We start from the raw sequence: 23,211 nt of genomic DNA on the forward strand, positions 1-23,211 counted from the left end.
CAGAACAACACCAAGGTCACCGCCTCGGCGACCATCCAGCCGATGGCCCTGGCGCCCGCCTTCTGGGCCCACCCGGCGGTGACGGTCACTACGGACGTGGTGCGGAACTCCAAGAACCTGGAAGTGTCCCTGGTGCTCGACCTGACCGGTTCGATGTCCGGCTCCAACGTCGGGGATCTGAAGACCGCAGCCCAGAACCTCGTGGACCTCGTGGTGAAGGATCCGGCCCAGCAGACGCCCTACTATTCCAAAGCCGCGCTGGTGCCGTGGTCGTCAGCGGTGAACGTGGGCGCCCTGGCGGATCAGGTCCGTGGCCCGGTCGTCGGGACGAAGAGCATCAGCGGCGTCTCGGTTTGGACGACCGGTTCCCAGCTCGACGTTTCGGGTGCGACGAAAGCCAATCCGATCGTAATCACCACGGCCACCAATCACAACCTCACCACCGGTCAAATGATAATGCTGACCGGCGTGCAGGGCATGACTCAGATCAATGGGGTGCCCTATAAGGTTGTTAATAAGACCGCTACCACCTTTTCGCTGCAAACCGCTGGCGGAAGCAATGTCAATGGTAGCAGTTATGGTACTTACTCCGGGTCTTCGGGCGATAAGGTCACAAAATGTGCTCGTACCGACTGCAGCGTGACCGTGACCGCAACCTCTCATGGGTATGCGAATGGGGCCTACATCTACATTGATGGGGTTACCCCGAATTCAGGACTTGGCAGCTTGATCAACGACAAGGTCTACGCCATCTCTGGCGTGACCACCAATACGTTCAATGTGTTCGCCGGGGCGACGACGGCCGCCTACTCTTCGGGCGGCAATTCCTACTGCACAACCTACGGATGCCAATACATCCGCTTCCTCAACAACAGCAGCGCCGTGAAGGTCTACAAGGCGAGTAACTGCGTCACCGAGCGGACGGCGGCCCAGGTGACCAGCGACGCCGCGCCCAGCAATACGGTGATGGGCTTCCATTACCCGGCGACCACGCCGACCTATGCGGGCACGTCCACTCCCGCCTACGACAATCCCTGCCTCACCAACACAATCATTCCGCTGACGGCGACCAAGGCCACACTCACCAATGCGATCACCCTCATGGCGCCTGGCAACGTCACCCAGGGGACCACAGGGGGGCAGGTCGGGACGGCGTGGGGCTGGTACATGCTTTCGCCGAACTTCAACTACCTGTGGCCCAGCAACGCGGCCGCAGCCTACACCGCGCCGGACACCCTGAAGGTGGTGGTGCTGATGACCGATGGCGCGCTCAACACCGCCTATTGCAACGGCGTGGTCTCGGCGGACTCGACGCCAGCCTACGGATTCATGGCCGCGGACCACATCACCTGCAACGCCACCAACGGCGACACCTTCACCCAGGCAAAGGCGCTGTGCGACTCGATGCACGCGGCCAAGGTCGTCGTCTACACGGTGGGCTTCGACCTTGCCGGGGACACCACCGCACAGGACCTGATGGACCACTGCGCCACCGATGCGAAGCATAAGTACATGCCGAGCAGCGGCACTGAGCTGAAGGACGCCTTCAAGGCCATCGGCGCCGATATCAACAATCTAAGACTGGCGCACTGACGCCGGCGTCGTATGGGTGACCTCGGCCCGTCCGGCGCTCCGCCGGGCGGGCTTTTTCTCGGCCGTCAGAGCAGCTTGATCTCCCGCAGCCGCTCCATCAGGAACGCGTCGGCGGTGATCGGCTGCGGATAGCGGTCCGGATGCGCGGCGTCGACGCAGCCGGGCAGGGTGCGGATCAGGTAATCCGAGTTGAAGTGCAGGAAGAACGGCGTCGAATAGCGCGGCGTCCCGCGCCGCTGGGGCGCCGGATTGACCACCCGGTGGCTGGTGGAGGGCAGGCGGTGGTTGGTCAGTCGCTGCAGCATGTCGCCGATGTTGCACACCAGCGCGCCCGGCGGCGGGTTGACCGGCAGCCAGCGGCCGTCGCGGTCCTTGACCTCCAGCCCCGCCTCCTCGGCGCCCAGCAGCAGGGTGATGACGTTGATGTCCTCGTGGGCGGCGGCGCGCTCGTTGGGTCCGTCGAACGGTGCCGGCGGATAATGCAGCAGCCGCAGGATGGAGTTGCCCTCGTCCACCGTGCTCTCGAAGAACCCCCGTTCCAGGTCCAGGTAGGCCGCCACCGACTGCAGCAGCTTGCGGCCCAGGCCGTCCAGCGCGCCGTACAGCCAGCCCACGTGCTCGCGGAAGCGGGGGATCTCCGCCGGCCAGACGTTGTGCGGCATCGAGCCCTCGTACCGGTGACCCGGCGGCAGCCCGCGGCCCACGTGCCAGAATTCCTTCAGGTCGTAATGGGCCGCGCCCTTGGCGGTCTCCACGCCGAAGGGGGTGTAGCCGCGCTGGTGGCCGGCCCCCGTCTCGTAGCGGCGCTTCACCTCGCCCGGCAGGGCGAAGAACGCCTTGGCGTCGGCCAGCGCCGCATCGACGCGCGCCTGCGGCAGGTCGTATTCGGTGACCACCGCAAAGCCGAAGCGCTCGAACGAGCCGCCCAGGTCGCGGGTGAAGCCCGGGAAGTCGTGGGCGTAGGTCCCGAACGAAACGGGCGGGATGCCGGCTTGGCTCATGGTTCGTCTCCTGAAGCGCGGTGGGGGGCGCCTGGATCAAACATTCCCCTAAACGGTCTCCTCGTCGGCCTCGGAGAGGGCGACGGCGGACATGTCGCTGGCCTCGTCAGCTTCGTCCACCGCCAGCCGCTCCATCTCGCTGCGCAGCAGGCGGTCCATGGTCTCGCGGGACTCGCGGGTGGCCAGCAGGTAGCGCTCCTCCTCGCCGGCCACGGGCGCCAGTTTCTGGAACAGCTCCAGGTCCGTGCGGCGGAAGACGTTGGCCGCCTGGGTCGCCCGACGCTCGCTGAAGCCCAGCCGGCCCAGGGCCCGCCGACCCATGGCGAGCGAGGACTCGAACGTCTCCCGCTCGGCCTCGTGCGCCCCGGCGGCCAGCAGGTCGTAGGCGTGCCGCCGGTCCCAGGCCCGCGCCAGGATGGTCAGGTTCGGAAACGCCTGGCGGGCGGTCTCCACCAGGTCGGTGGCCTTTTCCCGGTCGTTGATCGCCACCAGCAGCAGCCTGGCCTTGTCCGCGCCGGCGGCGCGCAGGAGGTCGAGCCGGCTCGCGTCGCCGTAGAACACCTTGCGGCCGAACCGGCGCAGCAGCTCGATCTGCTCGATGCTGGAGTCCAGCGTCACCGTCCTGAAACCGTTGGCCATCAGCAGGCGCCCGGCGATCTGTCCGAAGCGGCCGAAGCCCGCGACGATCACGTCGGGCGCGCGCTCGTCGAACACGGCGGCCTCCGGCTCGTCGCGGCGGGGCTGGCGGTTCAGCACCAGCCGCTCGTAGGCGGCCATGGCCAGCGGGGTGGCGGCCATGGACATCACCACCACGGCGGTGAGCAGCTTGACGAGGTCGGCGTCCAGCACGCCGGCGCCCAGGGTGAAGCCCAGCAGCACGAAGGCGAACTCGCCGCCCTGCGCCAGGGCGACCGCGGCGGTGGCCGCGTCGCGGCCGGCGATGCCGAACAGCCGGCCGGCCAGGGTCATCGCCGCGACCTTGACCGCCATCAGCCCGGCCACCAGCCCGAGCAGCAAGCCTGGCCGCGCCAGCACCACGCCTAGGTCGAGGCCGGCGCCCACGGTGATGAAGAACAGGCCGAGCAGCAGGCCGCGGAACGGTTCTATGTCGGTCTCGAGCTCCCGGCGGAACTCGCTCTCCGCTAGCACCACCCCGGCCAGGAAGGCGCCCAGCGCCGGCGACTGGCCGACGAGCTGCATCAGCGCGGCCACACCCACCACCAGCAGCAGGGCCGAGGCGGTGAAGATCTCCCGCAGCCTGGCGGCGGCGATGAACCGGAACATCGGCCGGGTCAGGTAGCGGCCGCCGACCACGACGGCGGCCACCGCGGCCATCACCGCCGTGGCCCGCGCCCAGCCCGGCAGGCCGTCCAGCAGTATCGATCCGGCTTCCGCGGCATGGTCGGCGCCGCCCGCGGCGGCGTGCACGGCGAGCAGCGGCAGGAACGCGAACAGCGGGACGACCGAGAGATCCTGGAACAGCAGCACGCCGAAGGCGGCCTCGCCGACCGCCCCCTGGCGCAGGCCTTTTTCCTCCAGGCTTTGCAGCACGATGGCGGTGGAGGACATGGCCAGCACCAGCCCGGCGGCCAGCGCCGCGCGCCAGTCCAGGCCCAGGGCCAGGCCGGCCGCCGCCAGGCCGCCGGCGGTAAGCAGCATCTGCGCGCCCCCGAGGCCGAAGATCGCCGTGCGCATGCGCCAGAGCAGCGCGGGGCGCACCTCCAGCCCGATCAGGAACAACAGGATGACGACCCCGAACTCCGCCACCCGCATCACGTCGCCGGCGGCGCCCACCAGGTCCAGGGCGAAGGGGCCCACCACCACGCCCGCCACCAGGTAGCCCAGCACCGAGCCCAGGCCGAGGCGCTTGGCGATCGGCACGGAGATCACGCCGGCGGCCAGGTAGACCAGCGCCTGCAGCAGGATCGGCCGGCCCTCCATCAGGCGCCGATGGTTTGTGCGGTCAGGGTCGTCGCGACGAGCATTCGCGCAATATGGACCGTCCGCCCCGGATTCGCCCCGGCGTTTTTTTCATCGTCGGCTTGCAAATGCTGCGCTGCGGCGTAACAGGGCGGAATGGCCAGCAAGGTTCAGAAAGACGCCGCCGAGGCCCTCGACGGGCTGCTCTTCGACGGCATGAGCATCATGTCCGGGGGCTTCGGCCTCTGCGGCATCCCTGAAAACCTGATCGCCGCGATCCGCGAGCACGGCGTCAAGGACCTCACCGTGATCTCCAACAACTGCGGGATCGACGGCTTCGGCCTGGGGATCCTTCTGGAGAGCGGCCAGATCCGCAAGATGGTCTCCTCCTACGTGGGCGAGAACAAGCTGTTCGAGCAGCTCTACCTCTCCGGCCGGCTGGAGCTGGAGTTCAACCCCCAGGGCACGCTGGCCGAGCGCATCCGCGCCGGCGGGGCCGGCATCCCGGCCTTCTTCACCAAGACCGGCGTCGGCACCCTGGTGGCCGAGGGCAAGGAGGTCCGCGAGTTCGACGGCGAGACCTATGTGATGGAGCGCGGCCTGACCGCCGACCTGGCCATCGTCAAGGCCTACAGCGGCGATGTGGAAGGCAACCTGATCTATCGGAAGACCGCCCGGAACTTCAATCCGATGATGGCCACGGCCGGCCGCACGACGGTGGTCGAGGTCGAGAAGCTGGTGGCCGTCGGCGAGCTCGACAAGGACAGCATCCACACCCCCGGCATCTTCGTGGACCGGCTGTTCCAGGGCGCCCGGTTCGAGAAGCGGATCGAGCGGGTCACCACCCGCCCGCGGGAAGCAAAGGTCGCCGCCTGATGGCCTGGACGCGAGACGAGATGGCCGCCCGCGCGGCGCAGGAGCTGCGCGACGGCTTCTATGTGAACCTGGGGATCGGCATCCCGACCCTGGTGGCCAACTACATTCCGGAAGGCATGACGGTCACCCTGCAGAGCGAGAACGGCATGCTGGGCATGGGCCCCTTTCCCTACGAGGGGGAGGAGGACGCCGACCTGATCAACGCCGGCAAGCAGACCATCACCGAACTGCCCGCCTCGTCCTATTTCTCTTCCGCCGACAGCTTCGCGATGGTCCGCGGCGGCCACATCGCGCTGTCGATCCTGGGCGGCATGCAGGTGGCGCAGAACGGCGACCTGGCGAACTGGATGGTGCCCGGCAAGATGGTCAAGGGCATGGGCGGGGCCATGGACCTAGTGGCCGGGGTGAAGCGCGTGGTGGTGGTCATGGACCATGTGGAGAAGTCCGGCGCGCCGAAGCTGCTCAAGGCCTGCACCCTGCCGCTCACCGGGGCCGGAGTGGTCGACCTGCTGATCACCGACCTGGGCGTCTTCGACATCGACCGGGGCAAGTCGCCGCTGCGGCTCACCGCGCTCGCCCCCGGCGTCGGCCTCGACGAGGTGAAGGCCAAGACCGAGGCGGCGTTCGAGGTCGCCCTGACGTAATCGTGAGGGGCGGGTGTAACCGCTTCCGCTTTCGGCGCGATTACGTAGACGCAAGGCCGGGACGGGTCGTACGCTCCGGCGCTCTGCGCAAGGACTGGCGGACCCGCCGATGAAAAAGCCCCTGTTCGCTGCGGCCGTCGCGGCCCTGGCCTTCGCTTCCGCCGCCGCGCCGGCGGCCGAGGCCTACCGTACCGCCGTGTTCGCCGGCGGCTGCTTCTGGTCGGCGGAGCACGACAGCGAGCACCTGCCCGGCGTGAAGTCGGTGGTCGTCGGCTATGCCGGCGGGACCCGCCAGAATCCCACCTACCGCGATCACGAGGGCCACCTCGAGGCGATCCAGGTCGCCTACGACCCGAAGCAGACCACCTACGCCCGGCTGGTCGACGGCTTTTTCCACCATATCGACCCCACCGACCCCAACGGCCAGATCTGCGACCAGGGCCCCAGCTACCGCACGGCGGTGTTCGTGGCCGACGCCCAGGAACGCGCGGACGCCCTGGCGGTGAAGGCGCAGGCAGCCAGGACCCTGGGCAAGCCGGTGGCGACCCAGGTCCTGCCGGCCGGCCGCTTCTGGCCCGCCGAGGCCTATCACCAGGACTACGCGCGCAAGAACCCCGCGGCCTACGCCGCCTATCGCACCGGCTGCGGCCGCGACCGGGCGCTCAGGGCGGTGTGGGCGGGCCGCTGACCGGGCCGGTCCGCGGCCTGGGTGCGAAACGCTCGCCGACGAACAGCTCGGCGCGGCGCTGGCGCTTGCGGTCCAGGCGCACGCGGATCAGCTCCTGGCCGGTGACGGCGGCGAAGTCGGCCATCATCAGGTCGCGGTAGCTGTCCTCCAGCACCACCCCCAGCACGCGCGCGCCCCGCGCCGGCGTCAGGGGGGCGGTGGTCTCGGCCTGGTTCTTCGGCTCAGCGGCCAGCAGCCAGACGGTCAGCGGCGGCGTCGCCGGATCGGTCAGGGCGTCGCGTCCGTAATAGGCGATGGCGTTGTAGAGAAAGCGGTTGTTGACGGCGATGGCGGTCAGTCCCGGCTCGCGCTCAGCCCTGTCCAGCACCATCCGGGTGATCTGCGACCAGCCCTTGGCCCGCTTGAAGCTGTTGGCCGCCCCCATGGCGTCGGCGGTGGCCGGAACGATGATCCACACCAGGAACAGCGCCGCCAGCGCCGCCTGCAGGGCGATGGCGCCGGCAAGCCAGCGTTTCGCCCGCCAGCGGACCAGCCAGGCCGCCACCAGGACCGCGCCCGGCAGGTAGCCCGCCCCCGACCAGTTGGCGTTGGCGCGGCTGATGAACGACTGGATGGTGACGATCAGCAGCGGCGGCAGGGTGAAGCAGATGAGCAGCACGTCGGCCCCGGTCAACCTGCGGCGCGCCGCCAGCACCGCGGTTCCGCCCAGCAGCACGGCGAAGGGGATCGGCCCGAACACCCCGAACTGCGAGATCAGGAAGTCGCCCAGCTCATGGGTGTTGAACAGCTGGCTCCCGCCCCAGGCGGCGTTGTCGGCGGTGTGGTGGAAGGTGACGAAATGGTGGGCCGCGTTCCAGGCGAGGTTGGGCGCCAGGATTACGGTGAGCGCGCCGGCCGCCGCGGTCGCCGTCGGCCCGCGCCACGCCGCCCGCGCGGCCGGTGAGACCGCCAGATGCAGGACCAGGCCGATGACCGCGTAGATGGCGGCGTATTTGCTGAGGAACGCCAGGCCCAGCGCCGCGCCGAAGCCCGCGGCCAGCCACAGCCGCCGGCGTCCCGCCGCGCCCTGCAGCTCGACATAGGCCAGCAGGGTCAGGCTGAGGAAGAACAGCAGCGGCGCGTCGGTGGCCATGATCGTCGCCGAGAGCTGCACCCCGGGCATCAGGGCGTAGAGCGCCGCCCCCGCCAGTCCGACCGTTTCGCCGTACAGCCGCCGCCCGATGCCGAACACCGCCAGCGTCGCGCCGGCGTGGTAGAGCGGCGAGGCCAGCCGCACCCAGGGCTCGGCGTCGCCGCCGAGGGCGGTGGTGGCCCAGATGGTCCAGGCGATGACCGGCGGCTTGGAGAAGTAGCCGAGGTCGAGAGTGCGCGACCAGAGCCAGTACTGAGCTTCGTCCGGGTACAGATCCAGCGGCGTCGCAAACAGCGCCATCAGCCGCGCCACCGTCAGCGCCGTGGTCAGCAGCAGCACCATACGCCAGGGGTCGCAAGAGGCTTGAGTACGGATCTGGGCGTCGGCCACAGGCGCTCCGGTTCGGAGATGTCTATCTCGCCTACTACGCGGTGTGAAGCTTGGGCGCCACAGTTGCCGGCAGGTAACGCAGCGCCGCAACACTTTCATCAGACTGTCGCCAACCGCAGGATTTTTGACGTTATGGGGCAGCTTGGACGGACCCGCGGGGGCGTCGCAAGGTCCGGAACAGGGGATAATGATGACTCGCACATCCAACCGCGCGCTATGCGCATCGACCGTCCTCGGCGGCGGGCTGCTGTTCGCCGCGCCGGCGTTCGCGCAATCCACCGGCACCTCGATCGTCGAGGAACTGGTCGTCACCGGCTCCAGCGGGCCGCGCAATCTCAACGGCGAGATGGTCGCTGTGGAGGCGCCGAAATCGCGGGCGTCGATCACCCAGGAATTCATCTCGACCCAGGCGCCGAGCCAGACCGTACTGGACACGATCAACCTGCTTCCGGGGGTCAACTTCACCAACAATGACGCCTTCGGCTCGGCTGGCGGCGACGTGACCATTCGTGGGTTCGATTCCCAGCGCGTTTCTCTGCTTCAGGATGGCATCCCGCTGAACGACAGCGGCAACTATGCGATCTATCCGGGCCAGCAGATGGATTCGGACCTGATCGAAAAGGTCGACGTCAACCTGGGTACGACCGACGTGGACAGCCCGACAGCGGCGGCGGCGGGCGGCACGATCAACTATATCACCCGCAAGCCGCAAAACGAGATGGGCGGCCGCATCACGCTGGGCGTCGGCAGCGAGAACTTCAAACAAATCTACGGCGTGTTCGAGACTGGCCGTATCGGCCCGTGGGGCGCCAAGGCTTGGGTGAGTGGAAACTATTCCCGCAACAATATATTCGATGCACCAGGGAAAATAGAGAAAAAGACGTTCAATGCGCGCGTCTGGCAGGACATCGGGGACAATGGAGACTTCATCAGCCTGATATTCAACTACGACGAAAACCGAAACGCTTTCATCCGTCGGATCTCGCTGGCGCAGTTCAATCAACACGGCGTCACGGCTGCCAACCTGCCCGACACCACTTTGCACTATGACCCCGCTTGCGCGCGGCCGACGCCCGTGGCCGGGACCGTGCAGAACGAGGCGACCACCGCCACCGGCTTCACGGTCATCTGCGCCAACTACGTCGGCAACAACATCAACCCCTCCAACACCGGCAACATCCGTGGACAGAGCAGCTTCCACCTCACCGACAACCTGATCCTCACGTTCGATCCGTCGTTCCAATATGTTCTTGCCAACGGCGGCGGCCGGACGATCTTCGCCGAGAACGATCCGCAGTTGCGCGCGCCTACGGATCTGAACGGCGACGGGGACACCCTGGATCGGGTTCTGACCTACTGGCCCAACACCACCAACACGCGGCGCTATGGGTTGAACGCATCGCTGATCTGGAAGTTTTCCGATAGTCAGAGCATCCGGCTCGCCTACACCTATGACTACGCTCGCCACCGTCAGACTGGCGACGCCGGCTACTTCGAAGCCAACGGCGATCCGCAGGACGTGTTCGGCGGCAAGGACGGCTATGGCCGGCAGGTCCTGCTGTCCGACGGCACGGACCTTCGCCGCCGCGACCGCCTCTCGATCGCCTCCCTCAACCAAATCGCCGCCGAGTACCGCGGTCGCCTGCTGGACGACAGGCTGCTGATCAACGTCGGGGTGCGTGCGCCGTTCTTCAGGCGCGAGCTGAACCAGTTCTGCTACATGCGCGACACGTTCAACGCCCTCTGCACCACCCAGACCCCGACCGTCGTGCCCGGCACCAACGACGGGGCCGGGGTTCCCTTCGTCACCTTCCCCGCCAGTTCCCAGGTCCCGGGCGCGACCACGCTGTGGGGCCAGCCGCGCAAGTTTACCCGCAAGTACGACAAGGCGCTGCCGAACCTCGGCGCGAGCTACAACTTCACCGGGGAGAGTTCGGTCTACGTCAGCTACGCCCAGACGCTGTCGGCCCCGCGGACCGACGACCTGTACGACCGCAACGCCGTCGATCCAGGTCCGGAAACCGCCGACGCCTACGACATCGGCTACCGCTACCAGTCGACCAACCTGCTGGTCTCGGTCGCCGCATTCTACAACGACTTCAAGAACCGGATCGAACGCCAGTTCGACGAGGCGGGGGGCATCTTCTATTCGGTCAACGTCGGCGAGGTGAAGCTCAAGGGCGTCGACGGTCAAATCGGCTACAAGCCGGAGGATTACCTGTCGTTCTACGCCTCGGTCTCGTACCTGGAGTCCGAGATCCAGAGCAACTTCCCGAACGGCGCCGGCGGCGCCATCCTGCAGACCAAGGGCAAGTCGCTGTACGAGACGCCGAAGCTGCAGGGCGGCGTGCGTGTCGACTGGGACATCACGGACAAGCTTTCTCTGGGCATGCAGGGCAAGTTCGTCGGCGATCGCTGGACGAACCTGACCAACACCGAAAAGGCGCCGGGCTACAGCCTTTGGGACCTGGACGTGCGCTACAAGCTGCCGCTGTTCAAGGCGGACCACACGTACCTGCAGATCAACGTGCGCAACCTGTTCGACGAGCGCTACCTGGGCGACATCACCACGAACACCAACGGCACCGCTCTGTTCCAGCCGGGTTATCCCCGCGCGGTGATCGCCAGCCTGCATGCGGAGTTCTGACGCGCTGACGACGCCGCGTCCGGCAAGGGCGGCTCCTTCGCGGAGCCGCCCTTTTGCCTGGCGCGCTTGACGTGCGGCCCGCCGCCGCCCATCTGCGCCCGTCACCGCCGCATCGAGGAGCCCGATGAGCCTCAGCGTCCCCGCCGAATGGTCGCCCCATCGGACCATGTGGCTGGGCTTTCCCAGCCATGCGGACCTGTGGGAGGAGGACCTGGGCGCCGCCCAGGCGGAGGTCGCGGCCCTGGCCCGCACCCTGGCGGGGCCGGGCGGCGAGCGTGTGCGCCTGCTGACCGGCGCGCCGCAGGGCGAGGCCGACGCGCGGCGCCTGCTGGGCGATGCGGACGGGGTGGAGATCGTCCCGGGCGCTTTCGGCGACATCTGGCTGCGCGACACCGGCCCGATCTTCACCCGTACCGAGACCGGCGAGATGCAGGCCCAGGGCTTCGCCTTCAACGGCTGGGGCGGCAAGTACGAACTGGAGCATGACGACACGGTGGCGGGCCAGATCGCCCGGGCCGCCTGCGCGCCGCTGGCCGAGCATCGCTTCATCCTGGAGGGCGGCGCCCTCGACCACGACGGCGCGGGCACGGTGCTGACCACCTCCCAGTGCCTGCTGAACCCCAACCGCAATCCCGGCTGGACCGAGGCGGACGCCGAAGCGGCGCTGGCGGGTGCGCTGGGCGCGCGCAAGCTGCTCTGGCTGGGCGAGGGCCTGGCCAACGACCATACCGACGGCCATGTGGACAACCTCGCCCGCTTCGTGGGCCCGGCCCACGTCGCCGTTCCCGTCGCCTGGGGCCGCGGCGACCCCAACGCGGACGCCTATGACGACGCCGCGCGGCGCCTGGCGTCCATGACCGATGCGGAGGGGCGGCGCCTCAAGGTGAGCCGCATTCCCTCGCCCGGCTGGGTGGAGAGCCGCGAGGGCGGCGCCGCGGCCGCCTCGCACATGAACTTCCTCGTCGCCGACCGGGCGGTGATCATGCCCCTCTACGAACAGCGCCCGGGGGAGCTGGCGGTCCAGGCGCTGGAGGCGCTGTTCCCCGGCCGCACGGTGATCGGCCTGCCGTCGCGGGCCATCCTCACCGGGGGCGGCTCCTTCCACTGCATCACCCAGCAGGAGCCCCTCTGATGGCCCGCACCCTCCGCGTGGCCGCAATCCAGGCCGCCTACGGCATGGACCTGGCGGCCAACATCGCCAAGACCGCAGACTTCATCCGCGAGGCCGCCGCCGGCGGCGCCCAGGTGATCCTGCCGCCGGAGCTGTTCCAGGGCCCCTACTTCTGCGTCGCCCAGGAGGAGCGCTGGTTCGCCGAGGCCCACCCCTGGCGCGAGCACCCGTGCGTGGCCGCCCTCGCGCCGCTGGCCGGGGAACTGGGCGTCGTGCTGCCGATCTCGATCTTCGAGCGCGAGGGGCCGCACTACTTCAACAGCCTGGTGATGGCCGACGCGGACGGCCGCCTGCTCGGCGTCTACCGCAAAAGCCACATCCCCGACGGCCCGGGCTACATGGAGAAGTACTACTTCCGGCCCGGCGACACCGGCTTCAAGGTCTGGGACACCCGCTTCGGCCGCCTGGGCGTCGGGATCTGTTGGGACCAGTGGTATCCGGAGGCCGCCCGCGCCATGGCGCTGATGGGCGCCGAGGCGCTGTTCTACCCCACCGCCATCGGCTCGGAGCCGCACGACCCCAGCCTCGACACCGCCGCGCCGTGGCGGCGCGCCATGCAGGGCCACGCCGTCTCCAACGTGATCCCGGTGGTGGGCGCCAACCGCACCGGCTTCGAGCCCTGGGACGGCTATCCCGGTGGCGGCCAGCGGTTCTATGGCTCCAGCTTCATCGCCGACCACCGCGGCGACCTGGCCGCCGAGCTGGGCCGCGACGACGAAGGGGTGATCGGCGCCGCGTTCGACCTGGACTTCCTGGCCGCGCACCGCGCCGCCTGGGGCTTCTTCCGCGACCGGCGCACCGACCTCTACGGCGGCCTCGTCCAGCCGCGTCCGGCGTGATCGGGGCCGGCGGCGCCGCGCCGTTTGCCGGGCCCGACCCGATCGGGTAGAAGCCCGGTCTTCGCGCGACCCCGGCCGCCGCCGCCGCGCCGCCAGCTTCCGGAAGGGCTCCATGGCCGAAACCACCACCTCCAGCCCTGCGGGCGAGATCAGCGGCAACGTCCTGTTCTATTCCCGGCCCGAGCCCCTGTCGGTGCAGATGCACGGCAAGTTGGGCGTGAAGCGCCTGGACGGCCCCTTCGGATTCGCCGCCGCCGGCCACGCCGTGCCGCTCACCGTGGGCGAGTTCCAGCTCGCCGCCGTCACCGGGCCGATAATCTTTGTGGGCGACGAGAAGCTGCCGATCGCGGTGATGGGCCTGAACTCCGGGGAGAACATGTTCGTCACCCCGGCCGGGGTCTTCGAGCCCGGCGTCTATGTGCCGGCCTATATCCGCCGCTATCCGTTCGTCTACGCCAACGACACCACGTCGGAGCAGATGGTGCTGTGCATCGACCGCGACGCGCCGTTCATCGTGGAGGGCGGCGAGCTGCCGTTCTTCGACGAGAAGGGCGAGCCCAGCGAGTACACCAGGACCTGCGTCGAGTTCTGCAACAACTTCGAGGGCGAGCGGCAGCGGACGGAGAGCTTCGTGAACCTGCTGAAGAGCCTGGACCTCTTCGAGCTGAAGACCGCCAGCTTCACCCCGAGCCAGCCCGACGGCACGGCGCTCGAGCCGCAGAAGATCGCCGACTACTTCGGAATCTCCGAGACCAGGCTGCTGGCTCTGCCGGCCGACAAGCTGGTGGAGCTGCGCGACAACGGCGCCCTGGCGCAGATCTACGCCCACCTGCTGTCGCTGGTCGGCTGGGACCGGCTGATCGCCCTGGCCGTCGCGCGACAGCCGCAGGCGGCGAACGGATAGCGGGCCGACCGCTAACGCGCGAACAGGCTGCGGGTCAGGCAGGAGAAGACCAGCCGGCCCGCCTCGTCCAGCAGGTCGTGCTGGGCGATGACGATGCCCTTGCCTTCGCCCACCGGGTCCTTGGCCATGACGGTCATTCGCCCGCGCAGCCGCTCGCCGACCGGCGGGTTGCGCATCCAGCGCACGGCGTCGACGCCCAGGCGCTTGGTCTGCGGCCACTGGCTAGACGCCTCGACGTCCAGGCGGCTCCAGATCGCGTAGACCATGGCGTCGGGCGCCCCGCGGGAGACGTCCCAATCGGGGGCGAAGGCGGTGGTGAAGGCCTCCAGCGCCTCGGCCTCCAGGGCCATGGTCCCCAGGCCCACGACCTGGCCGATCTCGATCTCGTCGAACGCCGCCGGCACCTGGCTTTCCTCCCCTGACCCCGATTCGCCGATCATGGCCGCGCGGCGGGGGAAGTCGAGACCGCTTTGCGCCGCCGTGCCGCCCGCGCCATATAGCGGCCGGGCGGGTGGGTTTGGAGCATGGCATGATGCGTCTGTTGGCAGGGCTGGCCCTCGCCCTGGTCCTGGCAGGCCCCGCCGCCCGCGCCGCGCCGGTCGAGACCGGCCACCTCGCCGCCGAACTGGTCGCCGAGCGCCAGGGGATCGCGCCGGGCGAAACCCTGCAACTGGCCCTGCGCCAGAAGATCCGGAAGGGCTGGCACACCTACTGGCGCAACCCTGGCGACGCCGGCGAGGCGACCCGGCTCAGATGGACCCTGCCGGCCGGCTGGACCGCCGGGCCGATCGTCTGGCCCGCGCCGCGACGCTTCGTCACCCGCTCGGGCGCGGTGGCCCTGATGAACTACGTCTATGAGGACGAGGTGCTGCTGCCGGTGGCGGTGACGGCGCCGGCCGGCGCCCGGCCCGGCGAGACCGCCGTCCTGCAGGCCGCCGCCGCCTTCCTGGTCTGCGCCGAGATCTGCGTGCCGGAGGACGCGGCGCTGACGCTGACGCTGCCAGTGACCGCGACGCCGCCGCCGCCGGATCACCGCTGGTCGGCGGCCATCGCCAAGGCGGTCGCCGAGGCGCCGCGCCCGGCCGGACTGCAGGCCGCCTTCACCCACGAGGCCGGCCATGTCGTCCTGGCGGTGGCCGGCGCGCCGCTGGCGGGGGTCGACCTCGGTCGCGCCTACTTCTTTCCGTTCAAGGGCGCGGTCATCGACCAGACCGCCCCGCAGGCGATCGAACGCGGGCCGCAGGGTCTGACGCTGACCATTGCCGCGGGCTACGACTTCAGGGGCGGCCAGGCGCCGGAAGTGCTGGCCGGCGTGCTGTCGCTGGGCGCCAGGGCCTATGAGATCGAGGCGCGGGCGGGGCCGCCGCCGGCCGGCGCGGCGGGCCTGGGTCCGGTAGCTGCAGAGCCGCAGGCAGGGGAGGACGCCGCCGCGACGCCCGCCGGGCCCGGCCTGGGGCTCGCCGCCGCGGCCCTGCTGGCGCTGGCCGGGGGGATCGTGCTGAACCTGATGCCCTGCGTATTCCCGATCCTGGCGATGAAGGCGGCGTCGCTGGCCGGCCACGCGCACGAACGGGCGGCGGCGCGCGCCCAGGGGCTGGCGTTCCTGGGGGGCGTGCTGGCGGCCTTCCTGGCGCTGGCCGGGCTGATGATCGCCCTGCGCGCCGGGGGCGCGGCGGTGGGCTGGGGGTTCCAGCTGCAGGCGCCGCCGGTGGTGGCGGGGCTGGCGCTGCTGATGCTGGCGGTGGCGCTGAACCTGTCCGGCCTGTTCGAGGTGGGCGCCTCGCTGCAGGGGGTCGGCGGCCGGGCGGCGGGCCGCGGCGGGATTGCGGGCGCCGCGGCGACCGGGGCGCTGGCGGTGCTGGTGGCCGCGCCCTGCACCGCGCCCTTCATGGCCCCGGCCCTGGGCTGGGCGCTGACGCAGAGTCCGCCCGCGGCGCTGGCGGTGTTCGCGGCGCTGGGCCTGGGCTTCGGCCTGCCGTTCGCCGCCGCCGCCTTCGTCCCGGACCTCCTGTCGCACCTGCCGAAGCCGGGCCCCTGGATGCAGGGGTTCAAGCGGCTGATGGCCTTTCCGATGTACGGGACCGCGGCGTGGCTCGCCTGGGTGCTGTCGATCCAGGCCGGACCTGCGGGCCTGGGGCGGCTGCTGGCCGCCGGCGTCGCCTTCGCCTTCGCCGCCTGGCTGCTGGGGATCGCCCAGCGGCGGCGGGCGGCGGGGGGACGCCCGGTGCTGACGGCGGGGCTTGGCGTTGTCGTGGCGCTCGCTGCTGCTGCGGGCGTCGTCTGGCCGGGCTACGGGGCGGGGCCGGCGGCGGCGCAGGCCGAGGGCCGCGTCCCTTCGGAGCCCTACAGCGCCGGGCGGCTGGCGGCGGCGCAGGCCGAGGGCCGGCCGGTGCTGGTCAACTTCACGGCCGCCTGGTGCGTCACCTGCCAGGTCAACGAGCGGGCGGCCCTCTCCAGCCCCCGCGTCGCCCGGGCCTTCGCCAGGGCGAACGCCCTCTACCTGAAGGGCGACTGGACCCGGCGGGACGCGGGGATCGCCGCCGAGCTGGCGCGGCACGGCCGGGCGGGGGTGCCGCTCTACCTGGTCTATGGAGCGAAGGGCGGCGAGCCGGCGGTGCTGCCGCAGATCCTCACCGAGGGGACGGTGGAGGCGGCGCTCGCCAGGGCCTCCGGGCGCTGAGGAGCGGGGTTTCGGAGGTCCGCTCTAAACCGGCGGCTTCGGCGGGGCGGTGATGACTTCGACGTTGTCGTTCAGCAGGTAGGCGAGGTCGGCGAGCGCCATGTCGCGGTCCTTGGGCGACTTGGCGGCGTCGAGCGCCTCGAGCTTCAGGGGCAGGTCCTGGGAGATGCCTTTCAGGATGCATTTCAGGTCGCCGTCCGTGCCGCGCGCGGCCAGGGTGACGTGGCCCTTCATGTCCAGGTCGGACAGCGCGCGGACCTCGGTCCGGAAGGCCTCGGGCACGGCGCCGTGGGCGGCGCGGAAGCCCTCGACCTCGGACTTCAGCCGCCTGGCGCGCTGGACGATGTCGGCGAACAGCGGCTCGTAGGCCACGGCGCCGGAAGGCGCGGCGACCTGGGGACTCGTGACCGGCGTCGCCGCCATCGGAGAGGCGGCGGCGAGCCAAAGATAGACAGCGGCGGCGGCGGCGTCGCAGGACATTGGGCAGTCCTTTCGAAGGGCGCGGAACCCGCACGTGCGGGCGTTGCTTTGCTATCGCCTTAGGGTAAACGCGATCCTACCGGGCGGGCACAGGAGCACCGAATGCGCGATCTCACCACCGCCTGGACGCCGCTGCTGGCCGGCGCGGCCGCCGCCCGCAGCCGCCGCATCCTGGATCTGTTCGCCGCCGAGCCGGACCGGCTGGCGACCTTCGCCGTCGAGGCCGCCGGCCTGCGCCTCGACCTCTCCAAGCAGCCCTGGTCCAACGCCGATCTCGAGGCGGCGCTGGAACTGGCGCGCGCCGCCGACGTGGAGGGCGCGCGGGCCCGGCTGTTCGCGGGGGAGCCGATCAACCGCTCGGAGAACCGCGCGGTGCTGCATATGGCGCTCAGGGCCCCGGCGGGCGCCGATTTCCGCAACGCGGGCGTCCCGGTGTCGGGGGAGGTCGAGGCGACGCTGGCCGCCATCGCCGCCTTCGCCGCCGCTGTCCGCTCGGGCGCGTGCAAGGGCGCGACGGGGCAGGCGTTCACGGCCATCGTCCACATCGGCATCGGCGGCTCGGACCTCGGGCCGCGGCTGGCGTGGGAGGCGCTGAAGCCGCTGGAGCCGGCCATCGAGCTACGCTTCGCCGCCAACGTCGACCCCTCGGAGCTGGCCGCGGCCCTGGTGGGCCTCGACCCCGCCCGCACCCTGGTGGTGGTGGTCTCCAAGACCTTCACGACGCTGGAGACCCTCGCCAACGCCGAGGCCGCCCGGGCCTGGCTGCGCGCCGGCCTGGGCAAGGCCGGGGACGCGCACCTGGCCGCGGTCTCGGCGGCGCCACAGGTCGCCCGGGCGTTCGGGGTCCCGGCGGACCAGGTGTTCGGCTTCGGCGAGTGGGTGGGCGGGCGCTATTCGGTATGGTCGGCGGTGAGCCTGTCGGTAGCGACCGGGCTCGGCTTCGAGGCCTTCCGCGAACTGCTCGACGGGGCGGCGGCGATGGACGCCCATTTCGTCCAGGCGCCGCTGGCCGTCAATGCGCCGGCGCTGCTGGCGCTGGCGCATGTGTTCAACCGCAACGGCCTGGGCCGCCCGGCCCGCGCTGTCGTCCCCTACGCCCAGCGGTTGCGGCTGCTGCCGTCCTGGCTGCAGCAGCTGGAGATGGAGTCCAACGGCAAGCGGGTGCGGACGGACGGGACGCCGGTCTCGCAGGCGACCGCCTCGGTGGTGTTCGGCGACGCCGGCACCAACGGCCAGCACGCCTTCTTCCAGCTGCTGCACCAGGGGACCGACGTGGTGCCGGTGGACTTCGTGGCGGTGCGCGAGACCCGCGAGGGCGGTCCCGCCGCCCAGACCAAGCTCCTGGCCAACGCCATCGCCCAGGCCGAGGCGCTGATGGTGGGGCGGAGCGAGGCCGAGGTGCGGGCCGAGTTGGCCCAGGCGGGCCGCGACCCGGCGACCATCGAGATGCTGGCTCCGCAGCGGACCTTCCCCGGCGACCGGCCGTCGAGCTTCATCCTGCTGCAGCGGCTGGATCCGCGCAGCCTGGGCGCGCTGCTGGCGCTCTACGAGCACAAGACCTTCGTGGAGGGCGTGCTCTGGGGGATCAACAGCTTCGACCAGTGGGGGGTGGAGTTGGGCAAGACCCTGGCCGCGCGCATCCTCGGCGAGTGGGGCGCCGGCGCGACGGGCGCGCACGACCCGTCGACGGCCGACCTGATGGCGCGGCTGGCGCCGGGGTGAGACCATATTTCCGGACGTCATGGCGGGCTTGTCCCGGCCACCATGAACACCGACTCAGCGGAATAGCCTGGACCTCGGTGTTCATGGGTCCTTGGCGTTCCGCGCTTCGCGCTTCAGCCGAGGATGACGTTCGAAAGATTGTGCCCGGGCCCCCCGGGGGTGGATTTTCGGGCCCGGCTCGGCTATAGGCCGGCCCGCCATGACGCTGATCGCCGCCCTCCGCCGCCGCCACCATCCGACCTGCCTGTGCGGGACGGATGGCGATCGTGCGGCCTGACGCGATCGCAGCACCGCCCCGCCCGAAACCGGACGGGGCCTGCCGCCCGCCGCCCCGTCCGTCGACCGACAACCGGATCTCGACGACATGACCGACGCCCCGAAAGACGCCTCACGACCTGAAGCGCGAGCGCCCCGCGGCTTCCTCGACCGCCGCGCCCGCGACCTTGTCGCCGAGCGCCGCATCCTGGCCGCGGTGACGGCGGTCTACGAGCGCTACGGCTTCGAGGCGCTGGACACCGGGGCGCTGGAGTACGCCGACGCGCTCGGCAAGTTCCTGCCGGACGCCGACCGCCCGAACGAAGGCGTCTTCGCCCTGCAGGACGACGACGAGCAGTGGGTGGCGCTGCGCTACGACCTGACCGCGCCGCTGGCCCGGTTCTGCGCCCAGAACTGGGAGACCCTGCCCAAGCCGTTCCGCCGCTATGCGACGGGCACGGTGTGGCGCAACGAGAAGCCGGGGCCGGGGCGGTTCCGCGAGTTCACCCAGTGCGACGCCGACACCGTGGGCTCCGCCCGGCCCGAGGCCGACGCCGAGATCATCGCCATGGCCGCGGAGGGCTTCGCCGCGGCCGGCCTGCCGGCGGGCGCCTACCAGCTGAAGATCAACAGCCGCAAGCTGCTGAACGGCCTGATGGCCACGGCGGGGGTGACGGACGACGGCCAGAAGCTGGCCGTGCTGCGGGCGGTGGACAAGCTGGATCGCCTGGGGCCGGACGGCGTGCGGCTGTTGCTGGGCGCGGGGCGGCTCGACGAATCCGGCGCCTTCACGAAGGGAGCGGGCCTCGGGACCGCGGCGGCCGAGTCGGTGCTGGCGTTCACCGCCGCCGGCGGGGGCGGGCGGGCCGAGACCCTGCAGCGGCTGGCGGCCGTGGTGGGCGGTTCGGCGGAGGGCGTCGAGGGGCTGAAGGACCTCGACGCCATAAACGTTGCGCTGACCGCCCTGGGCGTCGGCGACGATCTGGCGGCCATCGACCCGGCCGTGGTGCGCGGGCTTGAATACTACACAGGCGCGGTTTTCGAGGCCCAACTGCATTTCGACGCCGAGGACGAGGCGGGCCAGCCGATACGCCTTGGCTCGATCGGCGGCGGCGGCCGCTATGACGACCTCGTGGCGCGGTTCACCGGCGAGCGGGTTCCGGCCACCGGCTTCTCCTTTGGCGTCTCCCGCCTGGCGCTGGCGCTGCGGGCGGTCGCGGGCGCTCAAGGCGTCCAGGCCCGCGGACCGGTGGTGGTGATCGCCTTCGACCAGTCGCACATGGGCGAATACTTCGCCGCGGCCGGCGAGCTGCGGGCCGCGGGCGTCGCCGCCGAGGTCTACCTCGGCTCCTCCGGCATGCGGCCGCAGATGAAGTACGCCGACCGGCGCATGGCGCCCGCCGCGGTGATCCTGGGCGGCGACGAGATCGCGGCCGGGACGGTGACCATCAAGGACCTGGACCTGGGCCGGGCGCTTTCGGCCGGCGTCAGCGACAACGCCGCCTGGCGCGAGCAGCGCCCGGGCCAGGTGACCGTGCCGCGGGGCGAGCTGGTGGACCAGATCCGCCGCATCCTCGAGGCCCGACCGTGAGAACCGAACCGCGCGTTCCCGACGACGCCCTGGCGGCGATCCGCGCCCCGTTTGCCGCGGCCGGCGCCGTGTCGGTCGACGCGCCGATCCTGCAGCCCCTTGGCCTGCTGCTCGACCTGGCCGGGGAGGCCATGCGCGCGCGGCTGTTCGTGGTGCAGGCGGAGGGCGGCGCCGAGGCCTGCCTGCGGCCCGACTTCACCGTCGCCATCGCCCGCCAGCACCTGGAGGGCGGGGCGGCGGGAGGCCGTTACACCTATGAGGGCAAGGCGTTCCGCGCCTCGCCCGGCGGCGACCGGCCAGAGGAGTTCCTGCAGCTGGGTCTGGAACGGTTCGACGTGGACGGCGCGGCTGCGCCGCCGGCCGCCGACGTGGAGATCGCCGCCCTGGCCTGGGCGGCCGCGGCGGCCGGCGGGCGCCGGGACCTGACGCTCTGGCTGGGCGACGTCGGGTTGTTCGGGGCCTTCATCGAGGACCTGGCCCTGCCGGACGCGCTGGCGGCGCGGTTGAAGCGGGTGGCGGGGCGCCCGCGCCTGTTGCAGGCCGAGCTGGCCCGGGCGGGCGGCGGGGCGGCCGCCGGGCGTGGCGGCGGCGAACTGGCCGCGCGGCTGGCGGGCCTCCCGGAGGCGCAGGCTGCGGAGCTGCTGCGTGAGGTCTGGGCCCTGGCCGGCGTCGAGCCGGTGGGCGGGCGCGGGCCGGCCGAGATCGCCCAGCGGCTGGTGCGGCGGGCCGAGGCGGCGCGGGCCCCGGCCCTGGCGCCGGAGCAGGCCGAGGCGGTGCGCCGGTTCCTGGCCATCTCCGACGAACCCCAGGCGGCCTTGGCGCAGGTCAAGGCCGCGGCCGGCGCGGTCTCGCCGGCGGTGGATGCGGCGCTGGCGGCCTGGCGGACGCGGCTTGCGGACCTGACCGCCCGGGTTCCGGGTGCGCGCCTGCGCTTCGCCGCGGCGCTCGGCCACGCCTTCGACTATTATGACGGTCTGACCTTCGAGATCCGCAGCGCCGCGCTGGACGGCGATCGGCCGGTGGCCTCCGGCGGCCGCTATGACGGGCTGCTCGCCCGGCTGGGCGGGACGGCGGACATGCGGGCGGTGGGCTGCGTGGTGCGGCCCTGGCGGGCCTACGCCGGAGGCGAGGCATGAGCGAGCCCCTGATCATCGGCCTGCCGTCGAAGGGCCGCACCAAGGAGCAGGTGGAGGCCTGGCTCGCCGATTGCGGCCTGGACCTGAAGCTGACCGGCGGGGCGCGCGGCTATCTCGCCAGCCTGAGGGGGCTGGACGATGTCCAGGTGCGGCTGCTGTCCGCCGGCGACATCGCCGATGCGCTGGACTGCGGCGAGGTCCACCTGGGGGCCACCGGCGAGGACCTGCTGCGCGAGCGGGGCGGCGACGTGGAGCAGCGGGTGCTGTTCCTGCGCGCCCTGGGCTTCGGCCGCGCCGACCTGGTGGTGGCCGCGCCCCGGAGCTGGCTGGACGTGGAGACCATGGCCGACCTGGAGGACGTGGCGCACGACTACCTGGCGCGCACTGGCCGCAGGCTGCGGGTGGCCACCAAGTACCTGGCGCTGACCCGCGGCTTCTTCGCCCGCCACGGGGTGGCCGACTACCGGATCGTCGAATCCGGCGGGGCGACCGAGGGGGCGCCGGCCGCCGGCGCCGCCGAGCTGATCGTGGACATCACCACCACCGGGGCCACGTTGGCGGCCAACGGACTGAAGGTGCTGTCCGACGGGCTGATCCTGCGCAGCCAGTTCCAGCTCGCCGCCAGCTTGCGGGCCGACTGGGACCTGCGGCGGCTCGCAGCCGCAGAGCGGCTGCTGCGGGTGGTGGAGGCGCGGGCGGCGGCGCGGACGCGGGCCACTCTGGTGTGGGCGGCCGACGACGGAGCGGCGGAGGCGGCGGCGGTGGAGGCCCTGGTGGCGGCCGGCGCCGGCCGGCGGCCCAACGGCCTGCTGATCGACGCCGACCGGGCGCCCTCGGCGGCGGCGTCCCTGACGGCGGCAGGGGCCGGACCCGTCACCTCGGCCCGGCCGGACTTCGTGTTCGACATCGCCTGCCGTCCCTACGACGAGCTGCTCGTCCGGCTGCGGGCGGCGGGACGGATATTCTGACGAATTGGTCAAAAAAACACTGATAACTGTGTCAAGATTGCCGTGATCGCGGAATTCTGTTGGCCTTTCAGCGCACGCAAAGCCAAGCGCCGGTTGACACTGGAGAAAAATTGCCGTTTTGTCACATGGCGAGAGACAAGACGGCGACAAGTCCGACGGTCTCCGGCGTTTCGGGGAGGAAACGCCCTCTTAAAAATGAACGAATGCTCAAGTTTGGCCCGTTGCGACTATCCCCCGCAACGGGCCAAATTTTTGTCAGCGGCCAGTTTTGACCATAGGGTCAAAACTGGCCGCTGGATGGCGCGCGAGCTGCGACCCCCCTTGAAGGGCGGGGCTATCGCATACGGCGGCGGCCCTTTCAGATCTTTCCCCACTGCGGGCGGGGAACCGCCGAAGGCTGGTGGAGGAGGCAGGCGGCCGCGCTGGAAAGGCCCCTCAGCCTGACGGCCGATAGCTTTCGACATCGGGGCCGCTGTGCGATAGCCCTGCCGGAGGGTGGACACTGCGTCGGCAGCGGCCGGGCCGGAAGACCCTTGCCTCAGCAATTCCCCACTCCATCGCCGGCCGACGCCGG

18 protein-coding genes are annotated in these 23,211 nt (G+C 70.9%); 13 read left to right on the top strand and 5 right to left on the bottom strand.

Going from position 1 to position 23,211, the window contains the following annotated elements; all coding sequences use genetic code 11:
• A partial coding sequence (locus VGL30_RS07760; RefSeq protein ID WP_331538541.1) for a ubiquitin-activating E1 FCCH domain-containing protein occupies positions 1 to 1,593 on the top strand: 1,593 nt, incomplete at its 5' end.
• A 65-nt stretch (positions 1,594 to 1,658) separates the two neighbouring features.
• Here VGL30_RS07760 and VGL30_RS07765 read toward each other — a convergent pair.
• Positions 1,659 to 2,594, bottom strand: coding sequence for an isopenicillin N synthase family dioxygenase (locus VGL30_RS07765; protein ID WP_331538542.1), 936 nt, complete (start codon positions 2,592 to 2,594; stop codon positions 1,659 to 1,661).
• A gap of 48 nt (positions 2,595 to 2,642) precedes the next feature.
• Complete coding sequence (locus VGL30_RS07770; RefSeq protein ID WP_331538544.1) at positions 2,643 to 4,535, bottom strand: monovalent cation:proton antiporter-2 (CPA2) family protein; 1,893 nt, start codon at positions 4,533 to 4,535, stop codon at positions 2,643 to 2,645.
• Between the two features lie 135 nt (positions 4,536 to 4,670).
• Between VGL30_RS07770 and VGL30_RS07775 the strand changes: the two genes are divergently transcribed.
• From VGL30_RS07775 to msrA, 3 genes are all read left to right on the top strand, one after another.
• Positions 4,671 to 5,390 carry a CoA transferase subunit A gene (locus tag VGL30_RS07775; protein WP_331538547.1) on the top strand — a complete coding sequence of 240 codons (720 nt, stop codon included), beginning with the start codon at positions 4,671 to 4,673 and terminating at the stop codon, positions 5,388 to 5,390.
• Positions 5,390 to 6,034 carry a 3-oxoacid CoA-transferase subunit B gene (locus VGL30_RS07780; protein WP_331538549.1) on the top strand — a complete coding sequence of 215 codons (645 nt, stop codon included), beginning with the start codon at positions 5,390 to 5,392 and terminating at the stop codon, positions 6,032 to 6,034. Before VGL30_RS07775 ends, VGL30_RS07780 begins: the two co-directional genes overlap by 1 nt.
• 109 nt (positions 6,035 to 6,143) lie before the next feature.
• A complete protein-coding gene (msrA, locus tag VGL30_RS07785) occupies positions 6,144 to 6,722 on the top strand; it encodes a peptide-methionine (S)-S-oxide reductase MsrA (protein ID WP_331538551.1) in 579 nt (192 codons plus the stop codon).
• Here msrA and VGL30_RS07790 read toward each other — a convergent pair.
• Positions 6,697 to 8,244: a glycosyltransferase family 39 protein gene (locus VGL30_RS07790; protein ID WP_331538553.1), complete on the bottom strand. Its 1,548-nt coding sequence runs from the start codon at positions 8,242 to 8,244 to the stop codon at positions 6,697 to 6,699. The two genes, msrA and VGL30_RS07790, sit on opposite strands and share 26 nt — an antisense overlap.
• Positions 8,245 to 8,434: 190 nt before the next feature.
• Between VGL30_RS07790 and VGL30_RS07795 the strand changes: the two genes are divergently transcribed.
• The 4 genes from VGL30_RS07795 to VGL30_RS07810 all read left to right on the top strand — a co-directional run bounded on the left by VGL30_RS07795 (position 8,435) and on the right by VGL30_RS07810 (position 13,805).
• Entirely contained in the window at positions 8,435 to 10,891 is a 2,457-nt protein-coding gene (locus tag VGL30_RS07795; RefSeq protein ID WP_331538555.1) for a TonB-dependent receptor, read from the top strand.
• A gap of 124 nt (positions 10,892 to 11,015) precedes the next feature.
• A complete protein-coding gene (locus tag VGL30_RS07800) occupies positions 11,016 to 12,023 on the top strand; it encodes an agmatine deiminase family protein (protein WP_331538557.1) in 1,008 nt (335 codons plus the stop codon).
• Positions 12,023 to 12,901 carry an N-carbamoylputrescine amidase gene (aguB, locus tag VGL30_RS07805; RefSeq protein ID WP_331538559.1) on the top strand — a complete coding sequence of 293 codons (879 nt, stop codon included), beginning with the start codon at positions 12,023 to 12,025 and terminating at the stop codon, positions 12,899 to 12,901. Before VGL30_RS07800 ends, aguB begins: the two co-directional genes overlap by 1 nt.
• Before the next feature lie 112 nt (positions 12,902 to 13,013).
• Complete coding sequence (locus tag VGL30_RS07810; RefSeq protein WP_331538561.1) at positions 13,014 to 13,805, top strand: SapC family protein; 792 nt, start codon at positions 13,014 to 13,016, stop codon at positions 13,803 to 13,805.
• Positions 13,806 to 13,816: 11 nt separating this feature from the next.
• Here VGL30_RS07810 and VGL30_RS07815 read toward each other — a convergent pair whose 3' ends face one another.
• Complete coding sequence (locus VGL30_RS07815) at positions 13,817 to 14,209, bottom strand: acyl dehydratase (RefSeq protein ID WP_331538563.1); 393 nt, start codon at positions 14,207 to 14,209, stop codon at positions 13,817 to 13,819.
• A 125-nt stretch (positions 14,210 to 14,334) separates the two neighbouring features.
• Here VGL30_RS07815 and VGL30_RS07820 point away from each other — a divergent pair, with 125 nt between their 5' ends.
• Entirely contained in the window at positions 14,335 to 16,485 is a 2,151-nt protein-coding gene (locus VGL30_RS07820) for a protein-disulfide reductase DsbD family protein (protein ID WP_331538565.1), read from the top strand.
• A 24-nt stretch (positions 16,486 to 16,509) separates the two neighbouring features.
• Here the strand turns inward: VGL30_RS07820 and VGL30_RS07825 are convergent, their stop codons facing one another.
• Positions 16,510 to 16,965, bottom strand: coding sequence for a hypothetical protein (locus tag VGL30_RS07825; protein ID WP_331538567.1), 456 nt, complete (start codon positions 16,963 to 16,965; stop codon positions 16,510 to 16,512).
• Positions 16,966 to 17,067: 102 nt separating this feature from the next.
• Between VGL30_RS07825 and pgi the strand changes: the two genes are divergently transcribed.
• From pgi to hisG, 4 genes are all read left to right on the top strand, one after another.
• Positions 17,068 to 18,687: a glucose-6-phosphate isomerase gene (pgi, locus tag VGL30_RS07830; protein ID WP_331538569.1), complete on the top strand. Its 1,620-nt coding sequence runs from the start codon at positions 17,068 to 17,070 to the stop codon at positions 18,685 to 18,687.
• 364 nt (positions 18,688 to 19,051) lie between these two features.
• A complete protein-coding gene (hisS, locus tag VGL30_RS07835; protein WP_331538571.1) occupies positions 19,052 to 20,533 on the top strand; it encodes a histidine--tRNA ligase in 1,482 nt (493 codons plus the stop codon).
• On the top strand, positions 20,530 to 21,669 hold the full coding sequence (locus tag VGL30_RS07840) for an ATP phosphoribosyltransferase regulatory subunit (RefSeq protein WP_331538573.1): 1,140 nt from the start codon (positions 20,530 to 20,532) through the stop codon (positions 21,667 to 21,669). Before hisS ends, VGL30_RS07840 begins: the two co-directional genes overlap by 4 nt.
• Entirely contained in the window at positions 21,666 to 22,637 is a 972-nt protein-coding gene (gene hisG, locus VGL30_RS07845; protein ID WP_331538575.1) for an ATP phosphoribosyltransferase, read from the top strand. The genes VGL30_RS07840 and hisG overlap by 4 nt, the downstream gene beginning before the upstream one ends.
• Positions 22,638 to 23,211 lie beyond the last annotated feature (574 nt).

The organism is Phenylobacterium sp. (genome assembly GCF_036502675.1).
Lineage (GTDB): Bacteria > Pseudomonadota > Alphaproteobacteria > Caulobacterales > Caulobacteraceae > Phenylobacterium.

Bases quoted from the DNA above. Each gene is read 5' to 3' on its own strand.
- VGL30_RS07765 (WP_331538542.1), bottom strand. From the start codon at position 2,594: ATGAGCCAAGCCGGCATCCCGCCCGTTTCGTTCGGGACCTACGCCCAC.
- VGL30_RS07770 (WP_331538544.1), bottom strand. From the start codon at position 4,535: ATGGAGGGCCGGCCGATCCTGCTGCAGGCGCTGGTCTACCTGGCCGCC.
- VGL30_RS07775 (WP_331538547.1), top strand. From the start codon at position 4,671: ATGGCCAGCAAGGTTCAGAAAGACGCCGCCGAGGCCCTCGACGGGCTG.
- VGL30_RS07780 (WP_331538549.1), top strand. From the start codon at position 5,390: ATGGCCTGGACGCGAGACGAGATGGCCGCCCGCGCGGCGCAGGAGCTG.
- msrA (WP_331538551.1), top strand. From the start codon at position 6,144: ATGAAAAAGCCCCTGTTCGCTGCGGCCGTCGCGGCCCTGGCCTTCGCT.
- VGL30_RS07795 (WP_331538555.1), top strand. From the start codon at position 8,435: ATGACTCGCACATCCAACCGCGCGCTATGCGCATCGACCGTCCTCGGC.
- VGL30_RS07800 (WP_331538557.1), top strand. From the start codon at position 11,016: ATGAGCCTCAGCGTCCCCGCCGAATGGTCGCCCCATCGGACCATGTGG.
- aguB (WP_331538559.1), top strand. From the start codon at position 12,023: ATGGCCCGCACCCTCCGCGTGGCCGCAATCCAGGCCGCCTACGGCATG.
- VGL30_RS07810 (WP_331538561.1), top strand. From the start codon at position 13,014: ATGGCCGAAACCACCACCTCCAGCCCTGCGGGCGAGATCAGCGGCAAC.
- VGL30_RS07820 (WP_331538565.1), top strand. From the start codon at position 14,335: ATGATGCGTCTGTTGGCAGGGCTGGCCCTCGCCCTGGTCCTGGCAGGC.
- VGL30_RS07825 (WP_331538567.1), bottom strand. From the start codon at position 16,965: ATGTCCTGCGACGCCGCCGCCGCCGCTGTCTATCTTTGGCTCGCCGCC.
- pgi (WP_331538569.1), top strand. From the start codon at position 17,068: ATGCGCGATCTCACCACCGCCTGGACGCCGCTGCTGGCCGGCGCGGCC.
- hisS (WP_331538571.1), top strand. From the start codon at position 19,052: ATGACCGACGCCCCGAAAGACGCCTCACGACCTGAAGCGCGAGCGCCC.
- hisG (WP_331538575.1), top strand. From the start codon at position 21,666: ATGAGCGAGCCCCTGATCATCGGCCTGCCGTCGAAGGGCCGCACCAAG.